This is a genomic window from Amphritea atlantica (assembly GCF_024347255.1).
Classification (GTDB): Bacteria; Pseudomonadota; Gammaproteobacteria; order Pseudomonadales; family Balneatricaceae; genus Amphritea; species Amphritea atlantica.
The window spans coordinates 1,238,121-1,255,933 of sequence record NZ_AP025284.1 but is presented as its reverse complement, the minus strand read 5'-3'; the positions used below and the strand labels follow the sequence as shown (position 1 = coordinate 1,255,933).

19 protein-coding genes, 1 tRNA gene and 3 other RNA genes are annotated in these 17,813 nt (G+C 49.7%); 14 read left to right on the top strand and 9 right to left on the bottom strand.

Annotated features, from left to right (window positions below; translation table 11 throughout):
- Positions 1 to 31: 31 nt before the first annotated feature.
- Positions 32 to 322: a DUF6172 family protein gene (locus OCU43_RS05680; protein WP_091360776.1), complete on the bottom strand. Its 291-nt coding sequence runs from the start codon at positions 320 to 322 to the stop codon at positions 32 to 34.
- A gap of 98 nt (positions 323 to 420) precedes the next feature.
- Positions 421 to 762: a hypothetical protein gene (locus OCU43_RS05675; protein WP_091360777.1), complete on the bottom strand. Its 342-nt coding sequence runs from the start codon at positions 760 to 762 to the stop codon at positions 421 to 423.
- 239 nt (positions 763 to 1,001) lie between these two features.
- On the opposite strand from OCU43_RS05675, the gene nth reads away from it, so the two are divergent.
- Entirely contained in the window at positions 1,002 to 1,634 is a 633-nt protein-coding gene (nth, locus tag OCU43_RS05670; protein WP_091360779.1) for an endonuclease III, read from the top strand.
- 25 nt (positions 1,635 to 1,659) lie between these two features.
- Here the strand turns inward: nth and OCU43_RS05665 are convergent, their stop codons facing one another.
- The 6 genes from OCU43_RS05665 to nrdA form a co-directional block, all read right to left on the bottom strand.
- Positions 1,660 to 1,956 carry a hypothetical protein gene (locus OCU43_RS05665; RefSeq protein ID WP_091360781.1) on the bottom strand — a complete coding sequence of 99 codons (297 nt, stop codon included), beginning with the start codon at positions 1,954 to 1,956 and terminating at the stop codon, positions 1,660 to 1,662.
- 770 nt (positions 1,957 to 2,726) lie between these two features.
- Positions 2,727 to 2,972, bottom strand: a complete 246-nt coding sequence (locus OCU43_RS05660; RefSeq protein ID WP_091360782.1) for a VF530 family protein — start codon at positions 2,970 to 2,972, stop codon at positions 2,727 to 2,729.
- Entirely contained in the window at positions 2,969 to 3,109 is a 141-nt protein-coding gene (locus tag OCU43_RS05655) for a DUF2986 domain-containing protein (RefSeq protein ID WP_091360784.1), read from the bottom strand. Before OCU43_RS05655 ends, OCU43_RS05660 begins: the two co-directional genes overlap by 4 nt.
- Positions 3,110 to 3,550: 441 nt before the next feature.
- On the bottom strand, positions 3,551 to 3,817 hold the full coding sequence (locus OCU43_RS05650; protein WP_091360786.1) for a 2Fe-2S iron-sulfur cluster-binding protein: 267 nt from the start codon (positions 3,815 to 3,817) through the stop codon (positions 3,551 to 3,553).
- A gap of 10 nt (positions 3,818 to 3,827) precedes the next feature.
- Positions 3,828 to 4,958 (bottom strand): class Ia ribonucleoside-diphosphate reductase subunit beta, encoded by a 1,131-nt coding sequence (gene nrdB / locus OCU43_RS05645; RefSeq protein WP_091360788.1) that lies wholly within the window; start codon positions 4,956 to 4,958, stop codon positions 3,828 to 3,830.
- A 104-nt stretch (positions 4,959 to 5,062) separates the two neighbouring features.
- Complete coding sequence (nrdA, locus tag OCU43_RS05640) at positions 5,063 to 7,327, bottom strand: class 1a ribonucleoside-diphosphate reductase subunit alpha (protein ID WP_091360790.1); 2,265 nt, start codon at positions 7,325 to 7,327, stop codon at positions 5,063 to 5,065.
- Between the two features lie 443 nt (positions 7,328 to 7,770).
- On the opposite strand from nrdA, the gene OCU43_RS05635 reads away from it, so the two are divergent.
- The 10 genes from OCU43_RS05635 to OCU43_RS05590 all read left to right on the top strand — a co-directional run bounded on the left by OCU43_RS05635 (position 7,771) and on the right by OCU43_RS05590 (position 12,651).
- Positions 7,771 to 7,854: transfer RNA gene (locus OCU43_RS05635), tRNA-Tyr, on the top strand.
- A 52-nt stretch (positions 7,855 to 7,906) separates the two neighbouring features.
- A non-coding RNA gene (locus OCU43_RS05630) (RtT sRNA) lies at positions 7,907 to 8,033 on the top strand.
- Positions 8,034 to 8,266: 233 nt separating this feature from the next.
- A non-coding RNA gene (locus tag OCU43_RS05625) (RtT sRNA) lies at positions 8,267 to 8,392 on the top strand.
- A 52-nt stretch (positions 8,393 to 8,444) separates the two neighbouring features.
- Positions 8,445 to 8,573: non-coding RNA, RtT sRNA (locus OCU43_RS05620), on the top strand.
- Between the two features lie 435 nt (positions 8,574 to 9,008).
- On the top strand, positions 9,009 to 9,251 hold the full coding sequence (locus OCU43_RS05615) for a TIGR02647 family protein (protein WP_091360791.1): 243 nt from the start codon (positions 9,009 to 9,011) through the stop codon (positions 9,249 to 9,251).
- A 34-nt stretch (positions 9,252 to 9,285) separates the two neighbouring features.
- Entirely contained in the window at positions 9,286 to 9,948 is a 663-nt protein-coding gene (locus tag OCU43_RS05610; RefSeq protein WP_091360793.1) for a TIGR02466 family protein, read from the top strand.
- Between the two features lie 18 nt (positions 9,949 to 9,966).
- On the top strand, positions 9,967 to 10,608 hold the full coding sequence (locus OCU43_RS05605) for an SGNH/GDSL hydrolase family protein (protein WP_091360794.1): 642 nt from the start codon (positions 9,967 to 9,969) through the stop codon (positions 10,606 to 10,608).
- A gap of 65 nt (positions 10,609 to 10,673) precedes the next feature.
- Positions 10,674 to 11,180, top strand: coding sequence for a disulfide bond formation protein B (locus OCU43_RS05600; protein WP_091360796.1), 507 nt, complete (start codon positions 10,674 to 10,676; stop codon positions 11,178 to 11,180).
- Positions 11,181 to 11,353: 173 nt separating this feature from the next.
- A complete protein-coding gene (locus OCU43_RS05595; RefSeq protein WP_217647465.1) occupies positions 11,354 to 12,325 on the top strand; it encodes a GTP-binding protein in 972 nt (323 codons plus the stop codon).
- Positions 12,326 to 12,450: 125 nt separating this feature from the next.
- On the top strand, positions 12,451 to 12,651 hold the full coding sequence (locus OCU43_RS05590) for a DUF2788 domain-containing protein (protein WP_091360797.1): 201 nt from the start codon (positions 12,451 to 12,453) through the stop codon (positions 12,649 to 12,651).
- Between the two features lie 52 nt (positions 12,652 to 12,703).
- Here OCU43_RS05590 and OCU43_RS05585 read toward each other — a convergent pair whose 3' ends face one another.
- The gene (locus OCU43_RS05585; RefSeq protein WP_091360799.1) at positions 12,704 to 13,207 is read right to left on the bottom strand and encodes a HugZ family pyridoxamine 5'-phosphate oxidase; all 504 of its coding nucleotides are present in this window, start codon (positions 13,205 to 13,207) and stop codon (positions 12,704 to 12,706) included.
- Positions 13,208 to 13,318: 111 nt separating this feature from the next.
- On the opposite strand from OCU43_RS05585, the gene kdsA reads away from it, so the two are divergent.
- From kdsA to OCU43_RS05570, 3 genes are all read left to right on the top strand, one after another.
- On the top strand, positions 13,319 to 14,164 hold the full coding sequence (kdsA, locus tag OCU43_RS05580; protein WP_091360800.1) for a 3-deoxy-8-phosphooctulonate synthase: 846 nt from the start codon (positions 13,319 to 13,321) through the stop codon (positions 14,162 to 14,164).
- 157 nt (positions 14,165 to 14,321) lie between these two features.
- On the top strand, positions 14,322 to 16,307 hold the full coding sequence (locus OCU43_RS05575; RefSeq protein WP_091360802.1) for an SUMF1/EgtB/PvdO family nonheme iron enzyme: 1,986 nt from the start codon (positions 14,322 to 14,324) through the stop codon (positions 16,305 to 16,307).
- Positions 16,308 to 16,312: 5 nt separating this feature from the next.
- On the top strand, positions 16,313 to 17,746 hold the full coding sequence (locus OCU43_RS05570; protein ID WP_091360804.1) for a DUF4139 domain-containing protein: 1,434 nt from the start codon (positions 16,313 to 16,315) through the stop codon (positions 17,744 to 17,746).
- Positions 17,747 to 17,813: the final 67 nt, after the last annotated feature.

Below are 17,813 nucleotides of genomic sequence, written 5' to 3'. Positions count from 1 at the left end.
CTTTTTTTAATTCTATAACGGGAGATTACGCTTACTCCCGGTTTTTACTACGAAAACCGGGCTTTGCCAGAATCTCCAAATAAAATGAGTCTTGCTGATTGGCTTCAACTTCAGAGATTTTTTTATTGATCTCAGCCAGATGAACCGGTTCGCTACTGGCTTCATCAAGGCCGAAGCGACAATCGAAATCCCAAAAATCAGCATTCTCAGGTAGCGCCTTATTGCGCTCTCTTTTTAAATATTTTTTAACTTCGTGCTTAATAGCATCGACGCGTCTTGGAACGGTGAGCTTGGGATGCGTTAAGTGAAACGTCTTTTTCATTATGATTCCAAAAGGGTGGCTGGTATATCTGCTCGATACCATTTAGTCATGCGGCTATACATATGAGATAAGATATAAGAGGCTGAACGACTGAGTGATCAGGAACGACTCATAAAGGCCTCAATATATTTAGCAATACTCTCACTCAGGTAGCCCTCAAGTCCTCCGAGGTTTTTATCAAAGAACAGCAGGTAACGTTCAGCCTGTGAGTGCGTTATCTTCTTACCTAATACATTATATTCTATTTCGGGAAGTGTTTTACTGTTTCTCGGTAGGATATTCCAGCGAATAATCCCTGAATGCTCTGATGCAAATTTCTTCTGAGCAAATTCACAGAACCGATCGACAAGCTGCGCACCATCAGGTCCCAGACAGCCCGATTCTACCCGGTAGATAATCAACAGCTTCTTCTCGTCAGGCAAAGGTAAATCACTAACCATTTGAACACGCCATATATAAGCCTATGGGCTATTAAATAATTCTGTAACACTGCCCTGAACTATAGCTCTGTTTAGCAGTTGATTGCTATAACACCAAAGCGCTATCGGGAAATTATCTATCCCATTACACCTCCGATTCCATACACAGTAGCATTGACAGAACTCCCGATGCTGTTGCCCCTGGGACCGCTCCCCGTTAACATACTCCCCTCTTAACAGAAGCCAGTCTGCCGGAATTTATGAACGCTGCAAAACGCCACGAAATTTTCTCCCGCCTGCGGGAAGCCAACCCCAACCCGGTCACAGAGTTGGAATACAGCAATCCATTTGAGCTTTTGGTTGCAGTAACACTCTCTGCACAGGCAACCGATGTCGGCGTCAATAAAGCAACCCGTAAGCTGTTCCCGGTCGCCAACACTCCGGAAGCGATCTACGCGCTGGGGGTGGATGGCTTAAAGGCGTATATAAAGACTATCGGCCTGTATAACGCTAAAGCTGAGAATATTATCAAGGCCTGTAAAATTCTGATGGAGCAACACAACTCCCAGGTACCCGACAACCGCGAGGCCCTGGAAGCACTGCCAGGTGTAGGTCGAAAGACTGCTAACGTTGTGCTGAACACCGCCTTTGGTCAGCCCGCAATGGCGGTGGATACCCACATCTTCAGGGTCTCCAACCGCACCAGAATAGCACCGGGAAAAACAGTTCTTGAGGTCGAAAAAAAGCTGATGCGTTTTGTCCCTAAAGAGTTTCTGATCGACGCCCATCACTGGCTTATTCTCCACGGCCGTTACACCTGTGTTGCCCGGAAGCCACGCTGTGGCTCCTGCCTGATAGAAGACCTGTGTGAATATAAAGAGAAGCTTGACTAACAGTTGGGGCTGACTTTATCTGTTTTCAGCCGTTTTGCTGTCTTCTCCCTGATCGGAGGATACCCCCTGAGCCTGACTTTCCACAGCATCCCCGCAACTGAGCGATTTCATCAGCACTGAGCCAGTCATGCACCCAGCCGTTAACAGCATCGCAGGTAGAGGGTGTTTTACTCCACTCCTTGTAGGCCTTCACATGCTGAAGTGTTATACCGTAGTTGGTGGTTTCATGCAGAGCACAACGTGCCGGAAACCGGCCATTGCAATCAAACTGCTCATTGATCCAGCGAACAGCTCCAGGTGTATCTTCATTGGTCACTTGCATAGCCCCTCCGACATCTATTGCAGACAAGCCAGGTTCATCGGTAACGTGTGAACTTTAATAGGTTTTAGGAGTGTAGAAATTGACCGGCGTCATCGCAAGTCAACTAACCTGTTTCATTTCATATAACTGTCATTTTTCGGCGTCACTCAAAGCGTATCTGACAGACTGAAACACGGTTATCAACCGTCTGAGTTGTACACAGATTCTGTGGATAAAACTGTGAGTATTATTGGGGTAGTTGGCTAAAACACCCGTGGTTATTGGCCCCGAAACAAATCGTTCACATAAACGACACAAAAATATTACCCTATTAATTTCAATAACTTATGTAATTCAATAGGTATTTATCAATACTTTTAAGTATTTTTCAAATGGCCCGCAGCATTTGTTCAGCTTGCTGTGAATTAAATATTGCAATCTGATTAAAGCTGTCACTTAGCGACCTGTATTGAAAGTAGTTACTAACACATTTTTTTGTATCATTTTGCTGACACTGAAATAGAGGCAACACCACAGGTATCTATCGTATAAATTGCGTTTACGCGGTAAATATCTCAGGTAATCAGCAGGGGTTAAAAACAGTGATCAATGCATAACAAACATCGCCATGAACATTCATCAGATGGCAGGGTAATTCAGGCGTCTGGTTAAAGCCGGTGTAGAACGGTTCCATCGAAGTTATCGCTAAACCGCATCCAAACAGAATAGAGTCGATGGATCAGAATAGATTATCGTAGAGTTCCAATAAGAACAGCTTGGCACAAGTATTCTTATTCGGGTCGCGTCCAGATCGTCTTGCGGGTTTGCAACTGTATCCACAGCTGCTCCACTTTCTCTCTCGCCCAGGGGGTTTTACGTAAAAACTTCAGGCTGGATTTAATACTGGGATCACTCTGGAAACAGCGGATATTAATTCGCTGTCCCAGCTCCTGCCAACCATATTCAGCTTCCAGGTCAGTCACAATCTGCTGCAGGGTGATACCATGCAACGGATTATTCTTCTGCCCTGCGGTCATTGTTCTGCCTCCTGCAAGGCTATTCTGGCACGTTCATCCTTAGAGATATAACGGGGCTTTGTCGCTACATGAAGTTTTGCGTTGGCTTTTTTTGCACGCTTTTTCAATATACTGTTTATCTTCTTCTTTCTGTTCATCAATGCTGAGCCTGAAGCCCTGTCCGGTCATTAGGAATGCCTATTCTATCTGAGTTTGGCGTTGAGTTCAGAAGAGAGTTTAATCCCCGCTAACGCAGGTCTATGGCATACAATTCAGTCTGCGTATTGTAATACACAGTTTCTGTGGATAACTCGGTGGGTTACTTTTTAGTAAGTGGCTGTAAAAGCGATAGTATGGGGCCTTCAGCTAATTGCTTATAAAAACACCAAACAGGAATAACTCTTTTTATTTTCAATAAGTTATAGAAAAACAACTGTTTTATTATCAAACTTGTGCAACGCACAATCCACAGTACAGATGACTGTTTTTTAAGCTGTTAAGAACTTTTTGAAAAAGCTTGACAATGACTTACCGGGCAGCGCCCGGCAGGGTGGAAAAATAACTCAGACCAGCGAGCTTAGTGGATCGGCTCCAGAGCCTTACTCGTCTGGAATCTCGATCTCGACATGGGATACCGGCTTGGTACAACAGGCCAGAATCTCATCGCCAACGGTATCATAGAGAGCATCCTGAACCTCTTCCACATCCCCATCAATCAAGCGCACCCGGCAGCAACCGCAGTAGCCACCCCGACAGTTATAGGGCGCAGGAATATCCTGTGCCTCCAAGGCATCCAGCAGTGAATACTCATACTGATAATAGAAGGTACTGTAGTTGTTGACCTTAATTCTTGGTATACCAGACATGACCCGTTCCTTAGAGGTCGAAACCGTCGAAGTCGTCTTCACCCATTTCATTATCAATTGCTCCTACCAGATACGAGCTGATCTCTGCTTCCTGCGGTGCAACCTGAACGTTATCGCTGACCAGCCATGCATTCATCCATGGTAGCGGGTTCTGTTTGGCAGGAAAGATCTCTTCCAGGTTAAGCGCTTTCATCCGCACATTAGTAATATATTCGACGTAATCTGACAGGATGCGCGCATTCAGACCGATCATCGAACCATCTTTGAACAGATAACTGGCCCACTCTTTTTCCTGCTCGGCTGCTTCACGGAAAATTTCATAAACCTGAGGTTGGCATTCTCTGGCAATCTGCTTGAAATCCGGATCATCAGCTCCAGAAGCCAGCATATTGAGCATAAACTGTGTACCAGTAAGGTGCAGCGCCTCATCCCGGGCGATCAGCTTAATAATCTTGGCATTGCCCTCCATGATTGCCCGTTCGGCAAAGGCGAATGAACAGGCAAAGCTGACATAGAAACGGATCGCCTCCAACACATTGACCGATACCAGAGTCAGATAGAGCTTGGTTTTCAGGTTATGCATACTGACATCGTATGTTTCCCCGCCAATGGTATGCTCACCAGGCCCCTGAATCATGTAGATGTTGGTTAACTCAATCAGCTCATCGTACAGACGGGTGACGCTTCGAGCCCGCTTGACGATCTCCTCATTGGTGACGATCGCGTCAAACACTTCGGAGGGTTCAGTCAGTATATTACGGATAATATGGGTGTAAGAGCGGCTGTGAATCGTCTCACTGAAAGACCAGGTTTCCAGCCAGGTTTCCAGCTCGGGTAGCGAAACAATCGGCAGAAATGCGATATTGGGTGAACGCCCCTGCACCGAATCCAGCAGTGTCTGATACTTAAGGTTGCTGAGAAAGATATGCTTCTCATGCTCTGGCATCGCCATAAAGTCTTTACGGTCGGTCGACAGATCCACCTCTTCCGGACGCCAGAAGAATGACAACTGCTTTTCAATCAGCTTCTCAAGAATGGGGTATTTTTGCTTATCATAACGGGCAACGTTGACGTTGTGGCCGAAAAACATCGGCTCTTTGGTGGCATCGTTGAAAGTCGGATCAAACGTTGAATATAGCATATTGCATTAATACTCTTACCCTGCTTACAGGGAGGTCAAAACGGGTAGCCGATGGCATTGTGCCAACGGCCTGAAATCCATTATACAGTCAGTGCTGCAAGCGCTCAGAGCTTACAGGCACCACTCTCACAACCACTCATATCTTCATGCTGGTCGGTGGCTCCATCGCGGGTGTTATGATAATAGAGGGTTTTAACGCCATACTTGTATGCGGTCAGCAGGTCTTTAAGGAGCTGTTTCATCGGCACCTTATCACCCGGGAATTTTGTGGGGTCATAGTTAGTGTTAGCTGAGATAGACTGATCGACAAACTTCTGCATAATGCCCACCAATTGCAGATACCCCTCATTGGTAGGGATCTGCCAGAGCAGCTCGTAATCATCTTTCAGCTCAGCATACTCCGGTACCACCTGCTTCATAACGCCATCTTTGCTCGCTTTGACGCTGACATAGCCCCGTGGAGGCTCAATACCATTGGTTGAGTTAGTGATCTGAGAGGAGGTTTCACATGGCATCAGCGCTGTCAGTGTGCTGTTACGCAAACCAAACTCGCGGATATCTTCACGCAGTGTTTCCCAGAAATAGTGCAGCGGCTCATCACAGAACTCATCCACTTCACGCTTGTAGGTATCGGTTGGCAGAATCCCTTTGGCGTAATTGGTTTCACTAAACAACTTACAGGGGCCCTGCTCTTTCGCCAGCTGATTGGACGCTTTAAGCAGGTAATACTGAATCGCTTCAAAGGTTTTGTGTACCAGGCCGTTAGCGGAGCCATCAGAGTAACGGACGCCATTTTTCGCCAGATAGTAGGCAAAGTTGGTGACACCCACACCCAGCGTACGCCGATTCATTGAAGCGGTACGCGCTGCTTCAATCGGGTAATCCTGATAATCCAGCAAACTATCCAGCGCCCGTACAATCAGATCTGCCAGATTCTCCAGCTCATCCAGATTTTCCAGTGCCCCCAGATTGAACGCCGACAGAGTACAAAGGGCGATCTCACCTTCAGGATCGTTAACATCATTGAGCGGTTTGGTTGGCAGCGCAATCTCCAGGCAGAGGTTAGACTGCTTAACCGGTGCCACCTTCGCATCAAACGGACTATGAGTATTGCAGTGATCGACGTTCTGAATATAGATACGTCCGGTAGAGGCCCGCTCAGACGCCAGAATACCAAACAGTTCGACCGCTTTGATGGTTTTCTTACGGATGGAGGGATCCTGCTCATACTGAACATAGAGGCGTTCAAACTCATCCTGATCGGCAAAGAAGGCATCGTACAAGCCCGGCACCTCATGGGGACTGAACAGGGTGATATCGCCTCCCTTAATCAGACGGGTGTACATCAGCTTATTCAGCTGTACCCCATAATCCAGATGGCGTACGCGGTTCTCTTCTACCCCGCGGTTATTCTTTAATACCAGCAGAGATTCCACTTCCAGATGCCACAAAGGATAGAACAGTGTTGCAGCACCACCACGAACACCACCCTGAGAACAGGATTTTACGGCGGTCTGGAAATACTTATAGAACGGAATACAACCGGTATGGAACGCTTCACCACCCCGGATAGGACTGCCCAGTGCTCGGATACGTCCGGCGTTGATACCAATACCCGCGCGCTGGCTGACATATTTTACAATCGCGCTGGCTGTTGCATTGATAGAGTCAAGCGAATCACCTGATTCGATCAGAACACAGGAACTGAACTGTCGGGTCGGGGTACGGACACCCGCCATAATCGGCGTTGGCAGCGACAGTTTAAACATTGAACAGGCATCATAAAAACGCTTGACGTACTCGAGGCGGGTCTCTTTCGGGTAGTTAGCAAACAGACAGGCCGCCACCAGCATATAAAGGATCTGCGGGCTCTCATAGATCTCATGGGTTACCCGGTTCTGTACCAGATACTTACCCTCAAGCTGCTTGACGGCAACATAGCTGAAGTTCATGTCCCGGCTATGGTCGAGATATTCATTCAGCTGATTAAACTCCTCTTCCGAGTAATCTTCTATCAGGTGCTTATCATAACGACCAGCATCGACCATCTTTGCCACATGGGTCAGAAGGTGTGGCGGTTCAAAGCTATCGAAAGCCCGCTTCCGCAGGTGGAAGATCGCCAGACGGGCAGCCAGATACTGATAATCCGGAGCATCTTCAGAGATAAGATCGGCAGCAGACTTGATCAGGGTTTCATGAATATCGGCGGTTTTTATACCATCGTAAAACTGAATATGGGCTTTCAGCTCTACCTGTGAGACTGAGACATTCTGAAGGCCATGCGCAGCCCAGATAACGACTCGGTGAATTTTTTCAAGGTCCAGTTTTTCCTGACGACCATCCCGTTTCGTTACCAATATGTCCTGCATTTCGCTTTCCCAAGTTGAAATAAATCAGATTTACGAAGGTTTCTTAACCGAACCTTTTCAACGGCGGGAGCGGAGCCACCTCACCTGACGCGCCCCGGATTCCCTGATGTTCACTCTGGCCTGCCAGAAACAGGTGCTGAGCCTTCATCTGGCACACTACATGTTGTGCGCACCCGAACATTAGGCACTAAATATAGTTATAAACAACTTAATTACAATACTTGAAATTTGCCTTTTATGAGTGTAGTCAAACGTTAAAAATGGGCCAGACGCCCGTGCCATCAGCGCTTCACAATATTACTCAAAAATAAGAAAAATTTTAATTAAAAATGAAATCGCAATAAGTTTTGATAATTGTCAAAAAGACCTCCCACACTGTGAAAAAAGATCTGTCATTACGCTTTACAGTGACGCAACAAATCAATAGTATACGCGCTCCCTGTGGTGGGGTTCCCGAGTGGCCAAAGGGATCAGACTGTAAATCTGACGCGCGAGCTTCGGTGGTTCGAATCCACCCCCCACCACCATCGAATGCAAAACAAAACAGCCTCGTTTATCCACGGGGCTTTTTTGTATCTGAGATTTATGAACAGGGGGTGGGTGAGAACCACCGACATGGTTCGAGCCGAAGTGAGCCTGCGAACGAAGACAACGTTGCGTGCTTTTTCGCAACGGCCCGAAGGGGAATAATCCCCCCCCACCACCATCGAATTAAAACAAAAACGCCTCGCAGCTTTTTCGCGGGGCGTTTTTGTTTTAATTGCTCGTCAGTGCAGTGCGTTCGAGCCACCGAAGGTGGTTCGAGCCGAAGTGAGCCTGCGAACGAAGACAACGTTGCGTGCTTTTTCGCAACGGCCCGAAGGGGAATAATCCACCCCCCACCACCATCGAATGCAAAACAAAAAAGCCTCGTTTATCCACGGGGCTTTTTTGTATCTGAGATTTATGAACAGGGGGTGGGTGAGAACCACCGACGTGGTTCGAGTCGAAGTGAGCCTGCGAACGGAGACAACGTTGCGTGCTTTTTCGCAACGGCCCGAAGGGGAATAATCCCCCCCACCACCATCGAATTCAAAACAAAACAGCCTCGTTTAACCACGGGGCTTTTTTGTGTCTGAAATTTATAAACAGGGGGTGGGTGAGAACCACCGACATGGTTCGAGTCGCAGTGAGCCTGCGAACGAAGACAACGTTGTGTGCTCTTTGCACAACGGCCCGAAGGGGAATAATCCACCCCCCACCACCATCGAATGCAAAACAAAACAGCCTCGTTTATCCACGGGGCTTTTTTGTATCTGAGATTTATGAACAGGGGGTGGGTGAGAACCACCGACGTGGTTCGAGTCGAAGTGAGCCTGCGAACGGAGACAAACCTTGCGCGTTCTTTGCGCAGCCGTAATCCATCCGAACGCTTCGTTCAGACCGCAGCAAAGAACGCGGCTCGCCAGACGCGACCTAGTCGCTTACGAGTTGCTCGAAAAAGCTAACGTTCCAACCGACTAACCAGCACTCGCGCTGACACAAGACAAGCCTCGTTCTTTGTGACTCCCAGACATCTGACTTCGATAAAGTCCACCCTAAATCAATAACCCGCACATTTATTCACTTCCGCCTCTGTACCTTGTCGTTCTCCTGTGCCAATGTGTGGGAAATATCTGAATAGCAGTTGGAGAATAACAATATGCCTTTGACAAACGATATCCAGGAAGAGATCAATATGCTGATTCGTTTCAGCCAGAGCAGTGATCATCAGGGACTCAAAGTACATCAGGATGTAGCGGCAGCGGAACTGGTTAACGCAACTCAGCGTCTGTTTGATAAGAAACTCATTACACAGATTGACGGCGGCTATCTGACGCCCCTTGGACACGAAGCAGCAGATCAGGCTCACGCCCTGCTGAATATACTCAACGCGCCTAAATAAGACGTGCAACAAGACCTGAAAAAAGAACCCGTTCATGCATCAAGCAGAGATCCTCATTGAAGATATCAACGTCTGGGAAACCCAGATGTTTACTGTGCAAAATCCGCTGCACAGCACTATCCGGGCTCCCCTTCTGAAACTGATTTACAGCCTGCGGGATAATCAGCAACAGGCCATAGAGAGTGACGTCGCGCCAACAGCTAAACACGCACTTTATGAAAGTACGCTGGATCTGCTGCAGCACCCCGATCCGGTTATTTCAGAGCTGCGGGAGTTTATTGAGGAGATGCTGGTTACTGTTGCCAGTGCCGTCAATGAACCGTTCTGGCCTGAAGGCGCCCAGGCGAGGGCAGATATCGTCGAATCCTGGTTTCATGTCACCGAAAACGGGGGTTATCATGACACCCATGCGCATCCGAACTGCTCCTGGTGCGGCATCTACTATGTTGACGCCGGGGAGTGCGACATCCAGAGTCGTAATGGCATAAACCGCTTCTACGATCCACGCCACGGCGCGGACCAGTATCTGGATGCAGGCACCGCCTATCTCAACGGCACTGGCAGTTGGGATTTTGCCGCCGTTGAGGGGCAGGTGGTTATTTTCCCCTCCTATCTCAAGCATGCAGCGATGCCCTATTTTGGTCAGCAAGACCGGGTTATTATCGCCTTTAACAGTCAGATCCATTTTCAGGAATAAACGTTAAAAGGAGGCCCTATGAAACAGATTCTGGTTTATGGAGACTCGCTAAGCTGGGGCATTATCCCCGATACACGCCAACGGTTTGAATTTCACCAGCGCTGGCCCGGCCGGCTGGAACAGCTGATCAATAAGACGGGGGCATCGATACGGGTGATCGAGGACTGCCTCAATGGTCGCAGAACGGTACTGGATGATCCTTTCAAACCGGGGCGTAACGCCGCCACAGGCTTGCAACAACGTATCGAGATAAACACCCCTCTGGAACTGATCATCATTATGCTGGGCAATAATGATTTTCAGAGCCCGCATACGTTTACCGCAGCGGAAGCCGCTCAGGGAGTTGCCACACTGGTACAGACGATTCGACAAGCCCCCGTAGAACCGGGCATGCCGATCCCCCCGATCTTACTGCTTTGCCCACCCCCTATTATCCAGCCTAAAGGGGCCATTGCTGCAAAATTCAGAGGAGCTGAAACCAAGTGGTCAGGATTCAACCAGGCTTTGAAAAAAATCGCCGCTGACACTCAGTGCGATTTTTTTGACACTGGCAGTGTAATCAGCGCCAGCAAAGTAGACGGTATCCACCTCGATCTGGAACAACATCAACAACTGGCAGTATCGATACATCCCATTATTGAGGATATATTAAAGCGCTGACGGAACTTCCGCTGGCATCACGAATCTGACCTGCAACATTTCATCTTTTGCATACAGGACTGGCAATGCTCAACACTCTCAACTGTTTTTTCCGCAGCCCATGGTACTGGCTGGCCATGATAGTGGTCGGCATGGCTATGGAAGGCGTAGCACTTTATTATCAGTATGTCCTCAACTATGGTCCCTGCGTACTCTGTATCCACGTACGCATCTGGGTGCTGGCATTTATCCTGCTGGGGATTCTTGGGCTACTGTGCCACAACAGCCGGCCCCTGAGTATTCTGATCAGCCTGTTGACGGTGGTGGCTGCGGTGGGTTTAACCGAGCGCTCCTGGATGACCTTTGCCATTGAGCGCAACCTGATTGAAGGCAGCTGCACGATGGGCACAGGCCTGCCTGACTGGTTTGCACTGGACCGCTGGCTACCCGCTATTTTTGAACCCTGGGAACTGTGCGGCTGGACCCCAGAACTGATGTTCGGTATTACCATGGCAGAAGCACTGTTGGTGACTTCAGCCGTTGCCGTTATAGGCACACTGCTGGCGACCCTCGCTCTGTACAAAAAAACCTGAAACCTTTGCTTATAAAAGCGGTACCTTATACTCTCATACCCTGTTGGCTGACAGGGCCAGAAGGATCTGTTGAGACCGACAGCGGGCATGCGTTCCCTACAGTAGAGAGATAGTAGAAAGAATCAGTAGAGAAAAGAGGCAAAGCGCCCGCTTACAACGGGCCATTTATAGCGATGAAAGATCCCAAAATTGTCTTCTTTGGTCCGGTAGGCGCTGGCAAAACAACCGCTATCGCGACAATCACTAACAATAACAGCGCCACCACCGAAGCCCGTATCTCGGATACCGGCCTGAGGCGCAAAAGCAGAACCACCGTAGCGATGGATTATGCGCTGTTAGAAAACGACGGCCAACGGATCCATCTTTACGGTACCCCGGGACAGGAGCGGTTCCGGTTTATGTGGGAAATGGTCTCAACCGAGCTCGCCCAGGACTGTAGTGGCCACATTATGCTGCTGGATAATGCCCGCAACCACCCCCGTAAAGATCTCGAGTTCTACCTGCATAACTTCACTATTTACAATCCTCATACCCGCCTGGTTATCGGCGTCACCGGAAGCGACCTGGTCCCCACACCAACCCGGGCTGATTATGCTGCATGGCTCACCGAACTGGAGATAAAGGCCCCACTGTTTTTTATCGATGCCCGCCGGGCTGAAGACATCCAGTTATTGATTGATCAGATCCTGCAACCGGAATTGCCCGGGCATGCCAACGCATGTGATTATGGTGTGTCGCAGACAGAAGAAGAAATAAGCCTCGAAGACCTGTTTGCAACGACACATGATTATCCGTTATTCACTCCCGCACTGATCACTGAGATTGAATCGATTGGCCCGGTGACCGGCGCAGCGCTATTGAACGTCGACAACCAACCTGAATACTCCTCTCTTAAACATCATCAGCTACAGCAACTGCTGACGTTTACTGCCGACCTTCCTGCGGTGCGTCGTCGGATAGATGATTGTGGCTCCATCGAAAGCTTTACCCTGCGTACCGGGACAGAGGGCTACTATCTGGTGATGCTGGCTGACAACCAGGTACTGGGGGTCCACTGCAGTGACCAACTCAGTCTGCTGACACTAAAGCAGGAGATCGATAACCGGATGCAGTGGAGCGTTAACCTGACGCCTTCACCAACCTGAGGCATAAGCTTATACCGAAAACATCCAGCAAAAAATGCTCCGCCACGCCCGTTCCGATTGCACATCGGCGCCCAGAATCTGTACAATCCGAGTCCCTTTAGGTTTATTAAGATAAGGATTACCTGGTGCGTCTGGCTGAAATTGAAGCGATCTCTCTGAATGTGGGCATTACCGTCTTCGCCGCCTATGTGTTTTTTATCATCTACGATCTGGCCAAAAAATCAAATGCAGGCAAGTTTGGCACGGCCGTTCTGTTCTTTGCACTGGGTCTGGGTCTGGCTGCTTTTCTGGTGAAAACGGTGGTTGTATACATGATAGAGGGCTGATATAAAAACGTTTATATCAGTGTTCTGTAATCAAAACCGCCCTTAAAAGAGCTCAGCGCTGTAGCGTGTCGGCAGTAACCGGCTGTAGCTGAAAGCCCGGCATCAGTATACTGAATGCCTTCCCAAATCCCAGCACCAGGCGCCCCTGTCCTGGGGTCAGTCGAAACAGTATGAAATCCGGAAGGGTGCTCAACAACTCCACCGTCGGTCCATGTCTTTCGCGGTATAGTTCCATCACCGTATCATACTCCGGGGTATTACGATCCACCTCACTGGCCTGACATTGCAGGCTTACCCGGTTTCGGGCAAACAGGTTGCGACTGACCGCCTCATCCTCAATCAACATGACCCCAACGGCCGGCGAGCGCATCAGGTTAACAGTATGAGAGGCAAGTTGACTGACAAAAATATAGAGCTGACGGTCACTTAAAACGAACGGTGAATAACTTGCTTCAGGGCTGCTCTCGCCCTGAGTCGCCAGCTGCAGCGTTCTACTGTCATGCAACAAATGATTCAACTGTTCAACCGCCTGATCACCGGCCTGCGTCTCTGGCATTGCGACCTCCTCCAATGGTTATTAATCAACCGCCTGAATATAAATATACTCCATTGCCCGGCAGATTAACGTATAATCTCCCGCGTATTAATACTGACAGGGTTTGTGAATATGCAACAGAAAGTGGTTAAAGCCGGGGAGATCTCAATCTCAAATGAGATGCCAATGGTGCTGTTTGGTGGCATGAATGTTTTAGAATCCAGAGATCTGGCGATGCAGATCGCAGAACATTATGTTGAAGTCACCCGCCGACTGAATATCCCCTACGTTTTTAAAGCCTCTTTCGATAAAGCCAACCGTTCCTCTCTGACCTCTTTCCGTGGTCCCGGACTGGATGAAGGCCTGAAAATTCTGCAGGAGATCAAAGAAACGTTTCAAGTCCCTCTGATCACCGATGTGCACGAACCCTATCAGGCAGCACCCGTTGCAGAGGTCTGCGATATTATTCAGCTGCCAGCCTTCCTCTCCCGCCAGACCGATCTGGTACAGGCGATGGCCAAAACGGGGGCGGTAATCAATATTAAGAAAGCCCAGTTCCTGGCCCCTCAGGAGATGAAACATATCCTCAAAAAATGTGAGGAGGCAGGCAACAGCAATCTGATTCTGTGTGAGCGGGGCAGCAGCTTTGGTTATAACAACCTGGTTGTGGATATGCTCGGCTTCTCCATCATGAAAGAGATGGGCTACCCGGTGATGTTCGATGCAACTCACGCACTGCAGATGCCTGGCGGCAGAAGTGACTCGGCCGATGGTCGTCGCGCACTGGTCGCCCAGTTATCAAGAGCAGGACTAGCTCAGGGCATTGCCGGGCTGTTTCTTGAAGCGCACCCAGACCCTACCCAGGCAAAATGTGATGGCCCCTGCGCTCTGCCACTGGACAAGCTGGAACCCTATCTGGCCCAGATGAAGGCTGTGGATGAACTGGTAAAAAGCTTCCCCCCACTGATCACTGAATAACCCTCGTGTGGCGGCCCTTTCGGGGCCGCCAACAGCCTGTCTGTTACCTTTCTGATAAGATACCTGTCGTTTTGACAGCTGTTAACCTTAACTCTTTGTTAGTCATACTCTATTATCATACAGAATCGCCAGGATTATCGATTAAGGGTGCACAGGAATGGCTACACCAAGCGACCTCATCTACGACAAACTTGAACCGGGCCAGGTGATCGGCCCGGATCATCATCAGTTCAGGCTCACCAGCCAGTTTCAGACTAACCGCTTTGGCCAGCTCTGGTACGCAGAGGACCTGTCCACCAGCCGGTCAGTACCTGTTACCCTGCAGATCTTTGACCCAGCGCTGCTGAAGCATCAGGGGTTTATCGATTCGGCCCAGAAACATATCGTTCTGAGCAAAAAGTTTAAACACCCACACCTTGCGGAATACTATGGAATGTTCCGCCATAAAGGGATACTGCTGTTCTTTGCCATTGAGCTGATGGACGGCCTGACTCTGGAAAAACTACTCAGCAGCGGCCAGGCCAATAAGCTCAAGGATAACCAGAAAAAAGGGCTGCTACAGCAGCTGGCGACGGCCATCGATACCGCCCATGCCGGAGCAGGCCAAGCGCATAAAGGGATCTGCCCCGCATCAATCTTTATCAACAAGCAGGGCGGAGTAAAGCTGGCTAACTTTGCCTTCGATGAAGCGATGACTATAGCCGATGAGATGAGCAATATTCCCTCCTCCCATCTGGCTTATCAGGCGCCTGAGTCGTTCCACCCTAATCCGGTCACCGTCGAAGCCGATATCTACGCATTCGCCTGTATTGTTTACCAGCTACTGAGTGGTAAAGCTCCCTTCCTGGCTACTGATGATGAATCAACCCGGGTACGCAAAGAGCTTAAAAAACCAGCTTCACTGAACCCGGAGCAGTGGGAAATTCTGCAATCAGCCTTTGCAACTGATCCGGAGCAGCGGCCACGCCAGGCCACTCTGTTATTCAAAAATATCATTGAAGCTGGCGATAAAAAGGAACCTCAGCCTGAGGATGATATTCCTGAACCGCTACAGGATGACTCAGTACAACGACGCAGATTCTGGCCCATCCATGTACCCGACTGGGCGATCTCAGTCCTGATTTTCATCTCTGGTTTTCTACTGGGTTTTACGGTTGCCTTCTTCATCGGTTTAGACAACACCGGGAAGGTTGAGATGGCTCTGGATCAGGTCCGCACAGAACTGCAACTCGCCCGGGAAGATATCGCAGCGCTGCAACAAACGCTCAGGACGGAACGTCAGGATCGAGCCCTTGAAACCGAAACGCTGCGTAATGAACTAAAAAGCAAGGCCGATGAAGCCCAGTCGCTGCATAAAGAGCTGATGGATGTAAAGTTTGCTGACCCGGATAAGCTGACCGTGTTCACCGATCAGCTGGACGACGGATTCAAGGGCCCACAGATGATCATTATTCCCCGGGGGAGCTTCATCATGGGCGACCAGAAACTGGTCGGTGATGACAACGAGCTACCCGCCCACCAGGTGACTATCAGCCACCGTTTTGCGCTGTCGCGGAACGAGGTCACCTTCAACGACTATGACTACTATGCCCGCTCCATGGGACGGCCACTACCCAGCGATGAGGGCTGGGGACGCGGCAATCGCCCGGTGATCAATGTCAGTTGGAAAGATGCGAAAGCCTATGTGCAGTGGCTGGCATTACTGACGGGGCAGCCTTACCGCCTGCCCACTGAAGCAGAGTGGGAGTATGTTGCCCGGGCAGGAACCGACACCAACTACTGGTGGGGTGACGAGCTTGAAGCGGAACGCGCAGTGTGTGGTGAGTGCGGCACAAAATGGGACGGTAAGAAAACCGCCCCAGTGGCATCTTTTCCACCAAATTCATGGGGCATTCATGATATGAACGGTAATGTCGATGAATGGGTTGAGGACTGCTATCAGGACTCCTATTTTGGAGCCCCCGAAGATGGTTCTGCCATGATTGATGGTGATTGTGAATTCCGTGTAATGCGCGGCGGCTCCTGGTTCGATATCGGCCGGGTAATCCGCTCATCAAGCCGCTACCGCCACCTGCCAGATAGCAGTAAGAACAGTTGGGGATTCCGTATAGCACTCGACCTGTCCGATAAACCAAACGAGTAAGAGTGATGCCTAAATACCAGACCAACACCCGCCTGCCCGCACTATTACCCAAAATGATGATAGGCGTGTTAGCCAGCACAGCACTGCACGCTGCCCCACTGTCCGTGGATGCTGAAAAACAAAAGGATCTGAGTATTACCCTCTACAATCAGAACCTGGGACTGGTCAGAGATGTCCGCAGCCTCCCCCCCATCAATCAGGGGCAGACTCTCTATATCCGCGATGTCAGCCACCAGATAATGAGCCAGACCCTGCAGGTAGAGAATGCCGGAAAAATTCTTGAGCAGAATCTCAACAATAATCTGATCTCCGTTTATGCGCTGCTTAACGCCTATACCGGCAAGACCGTGCAACTGGCACGCTTTAACAGCGTCACCGGCAACGAAACCGTTGCGGATGTATTGTTATTGAGTTCCGACGGCAACCAGGCACTGATTGAACAACAGGGACAGATCGAAACCGTACCGGTAAATCAGCAGGGCTGGCGCTTTATTTTTCCATCCATACCGGAGGGGATGCAGGCCCGTCCAAGCCTGGAGATCCGCTCAGCCGGCACCCCCAAAGCCAGTGATGCCGTACTGACCTACCTCACCTCGGGACTCAGCTGGCAGATGGATTATGCCCTGGTGCTGAATACCCAGGGCGATCAGCTTAAACTCGATGGACTGGCAACCCTGAACAACAATACCGGGGTGGACTTCCAAAACAGCAAAGTGCTGTTAATGGCCGGTCAGGTCAATCAATCTCCTGCGCCGATGCTGCGCCAGAAAACAGCCATGCTGATGGCCGAGTCGATGGCAGACAGCGGTGCGCCACAGGCATTTCAGGATTATCAACTGTACAAACTGCCTCAACGGGCCAGCCTGCTAAATGGGCAAACCAAGCAGGTCAGCCTGATCAGTGCCGATAAGGTTACTGCCAACAAAACCTATCACTATCAGTTTCAGGTATACCCCTCACTAAACCGAGAGACCCTTGATCAGAAACCGGATATTACTATCAGCTTTCGCAACGGGGAAAAAGAGGGACTGGGCTTTCCTCTGCCAGCCGGTACCGCCAGAGTGTTCAGTCCTGATACAGAGGGGCTGAAACACTTTATTGGCAGCGCCGCTATCCCAAACAGCAGCAAAGGGCAAACCATCAACCTGCCAATAGGCAAAGCATTTGATCTGACCATCAGGCAGCAACAAACCCTGTTTGAGAAACACGACAACAGCATTCTCAGTGGTTATGACCTGAAGCTCAGCAACAGCAGTCATCAGCCAAAAGAGATAGAGATCAGCGCAAACTTCCATCAGGACTGGAAGGTGACCGAGAGCAGCCACCCCTATACCCGGGTAAACGCCAGTCAGCTGCGCTGGACCATCAGTCTACCGGCAGATAGCACCAGCCACCTGCAATTTAAAACTGAACTTAAAAGTCTGCTGAAGAAAAACTAATAAAGCACGGAATCTGCACCCCGACGGAGTTCCAGGGGTGCTGTTTTCATCACGATGTTGGAGGCAT

Coding starts and splice junctions, on each gene's coding strand:
- OCU43_RS05680 (WP_091360776.1), bottom strand. CDS start 322: ATGAAAAAGACGTTTCACTTAACGCATCCCAAGCTCACCGTTCCAAGA.
- OCU43_RS05675 (WP_091360777.1), bottom strand. CDS start 762: ATGGTTAGTGATTTACCTTTGCCTGACGAGAAGAAGCTGTTGATTATC.
- nth (WP_091360779.1), top strand. CDS start 1,002: ATGAACGCTGCAAAACGCCACGAAATTTTCTCCCGCCTGCGGGAAGCC.
- OCU43_RS05665 (WP_091360781.1), bottom strand. CDS start 1,956: ATGCAAGTGACCAATGAAGATACACCTGGAGCTGTTCGCTGGATCAAT.
- OCU43_RS05660 (WP_091360782.1), bottom strand. CDS start 2,972: ATGACCGCAGGGCAGAAGAATAATCCGTTGCATGGTATCACCCTGCAG.
- OCU43_RS05655 (WP_091360784.1), bottom strand. CDS start 3,109: ATGAACAGAAAGAAGAAGATAAACAGTATATTGAAAAAGCGTGCAAAA.
- OCU43_RS05650 (WP_091360786.1), bottom strand. CDS start 3,817: ATGTCTGGTATACCAAGAATTAAGGTCAACAACTACAGTACCTTCTAT.
- nrdB (WP_091360788.1), bottom strand. CDS start 4,958: ATGCTATATTCAACGTTTGATCCGACTTTCAACGATGCCACCAAAGAG.
- nrdA (WP_091360790.1), bottom strand. CDS start 7,327: ATGCAGGACATATTGGTAACGAAACGGGATGGTCGTCAGGAAAAACTG.
- OCU43_RS05615 (WP_091360791.1), top strand. CDS start 9,009: ATGCCTTTGACAAACGATATCCAGGAAGAGATCAATATGCTGATTCGT.
- OCU43_RS05610 (WP_091360793.1), top strand. CDS start 9,286: ATGCATCAAGCAGAGATCCTCATTGAAGATATCAACGTCTGGGAAACC.
- OCU43_RS05605 (WP_091360794.1), top strand. CDS start 9,967: ATGAAACAGATTCTGGTTTATGGAGACTCGCTAAGCTGGGGCATTATC.
- OCU43_RS05600 (WP_091360796.1), top strand. CDS start 10,674: ATGCTCAACACTCTCAACTGTTTTTTCCGCAGCCCATGGTACTGGCTG.
- OCU43_RS05595 (WP_217647465.1), top strand. CDS start 11,354: ATGAAAGATCCCAAAATTGTCTTCTTTGGTCCGGTAGGCGCTGGCAAA.
- OCU43_RS05585 (WP_091360799.1), bottom strand. CDS start 13,207: ATGCCAGAGACGCAGGCCGGTGATCAGGCGGTTGAACAGTTGAATCAT.
- kdsA (WP_091360800.1), top strand. CDS start 13,319: ATGCAACAGAAAGTGGTTAAAGCCGGGGAGATCTCAATCTCAAATGAG.
- OCU43_RS05575 (WP_091360802.1), top strand. CDS start 14,322: ATGGCTACACCAAGCGACCTCATCTACGACAAACTTGAACCGGGCCAG.
- OCU43_RS05570 (WP_091360804.1), top strand. CDS start 16,313: ATGCCTAAATACCAGACCAACACCCGCCTGCCCGCACTATTACCCAAA.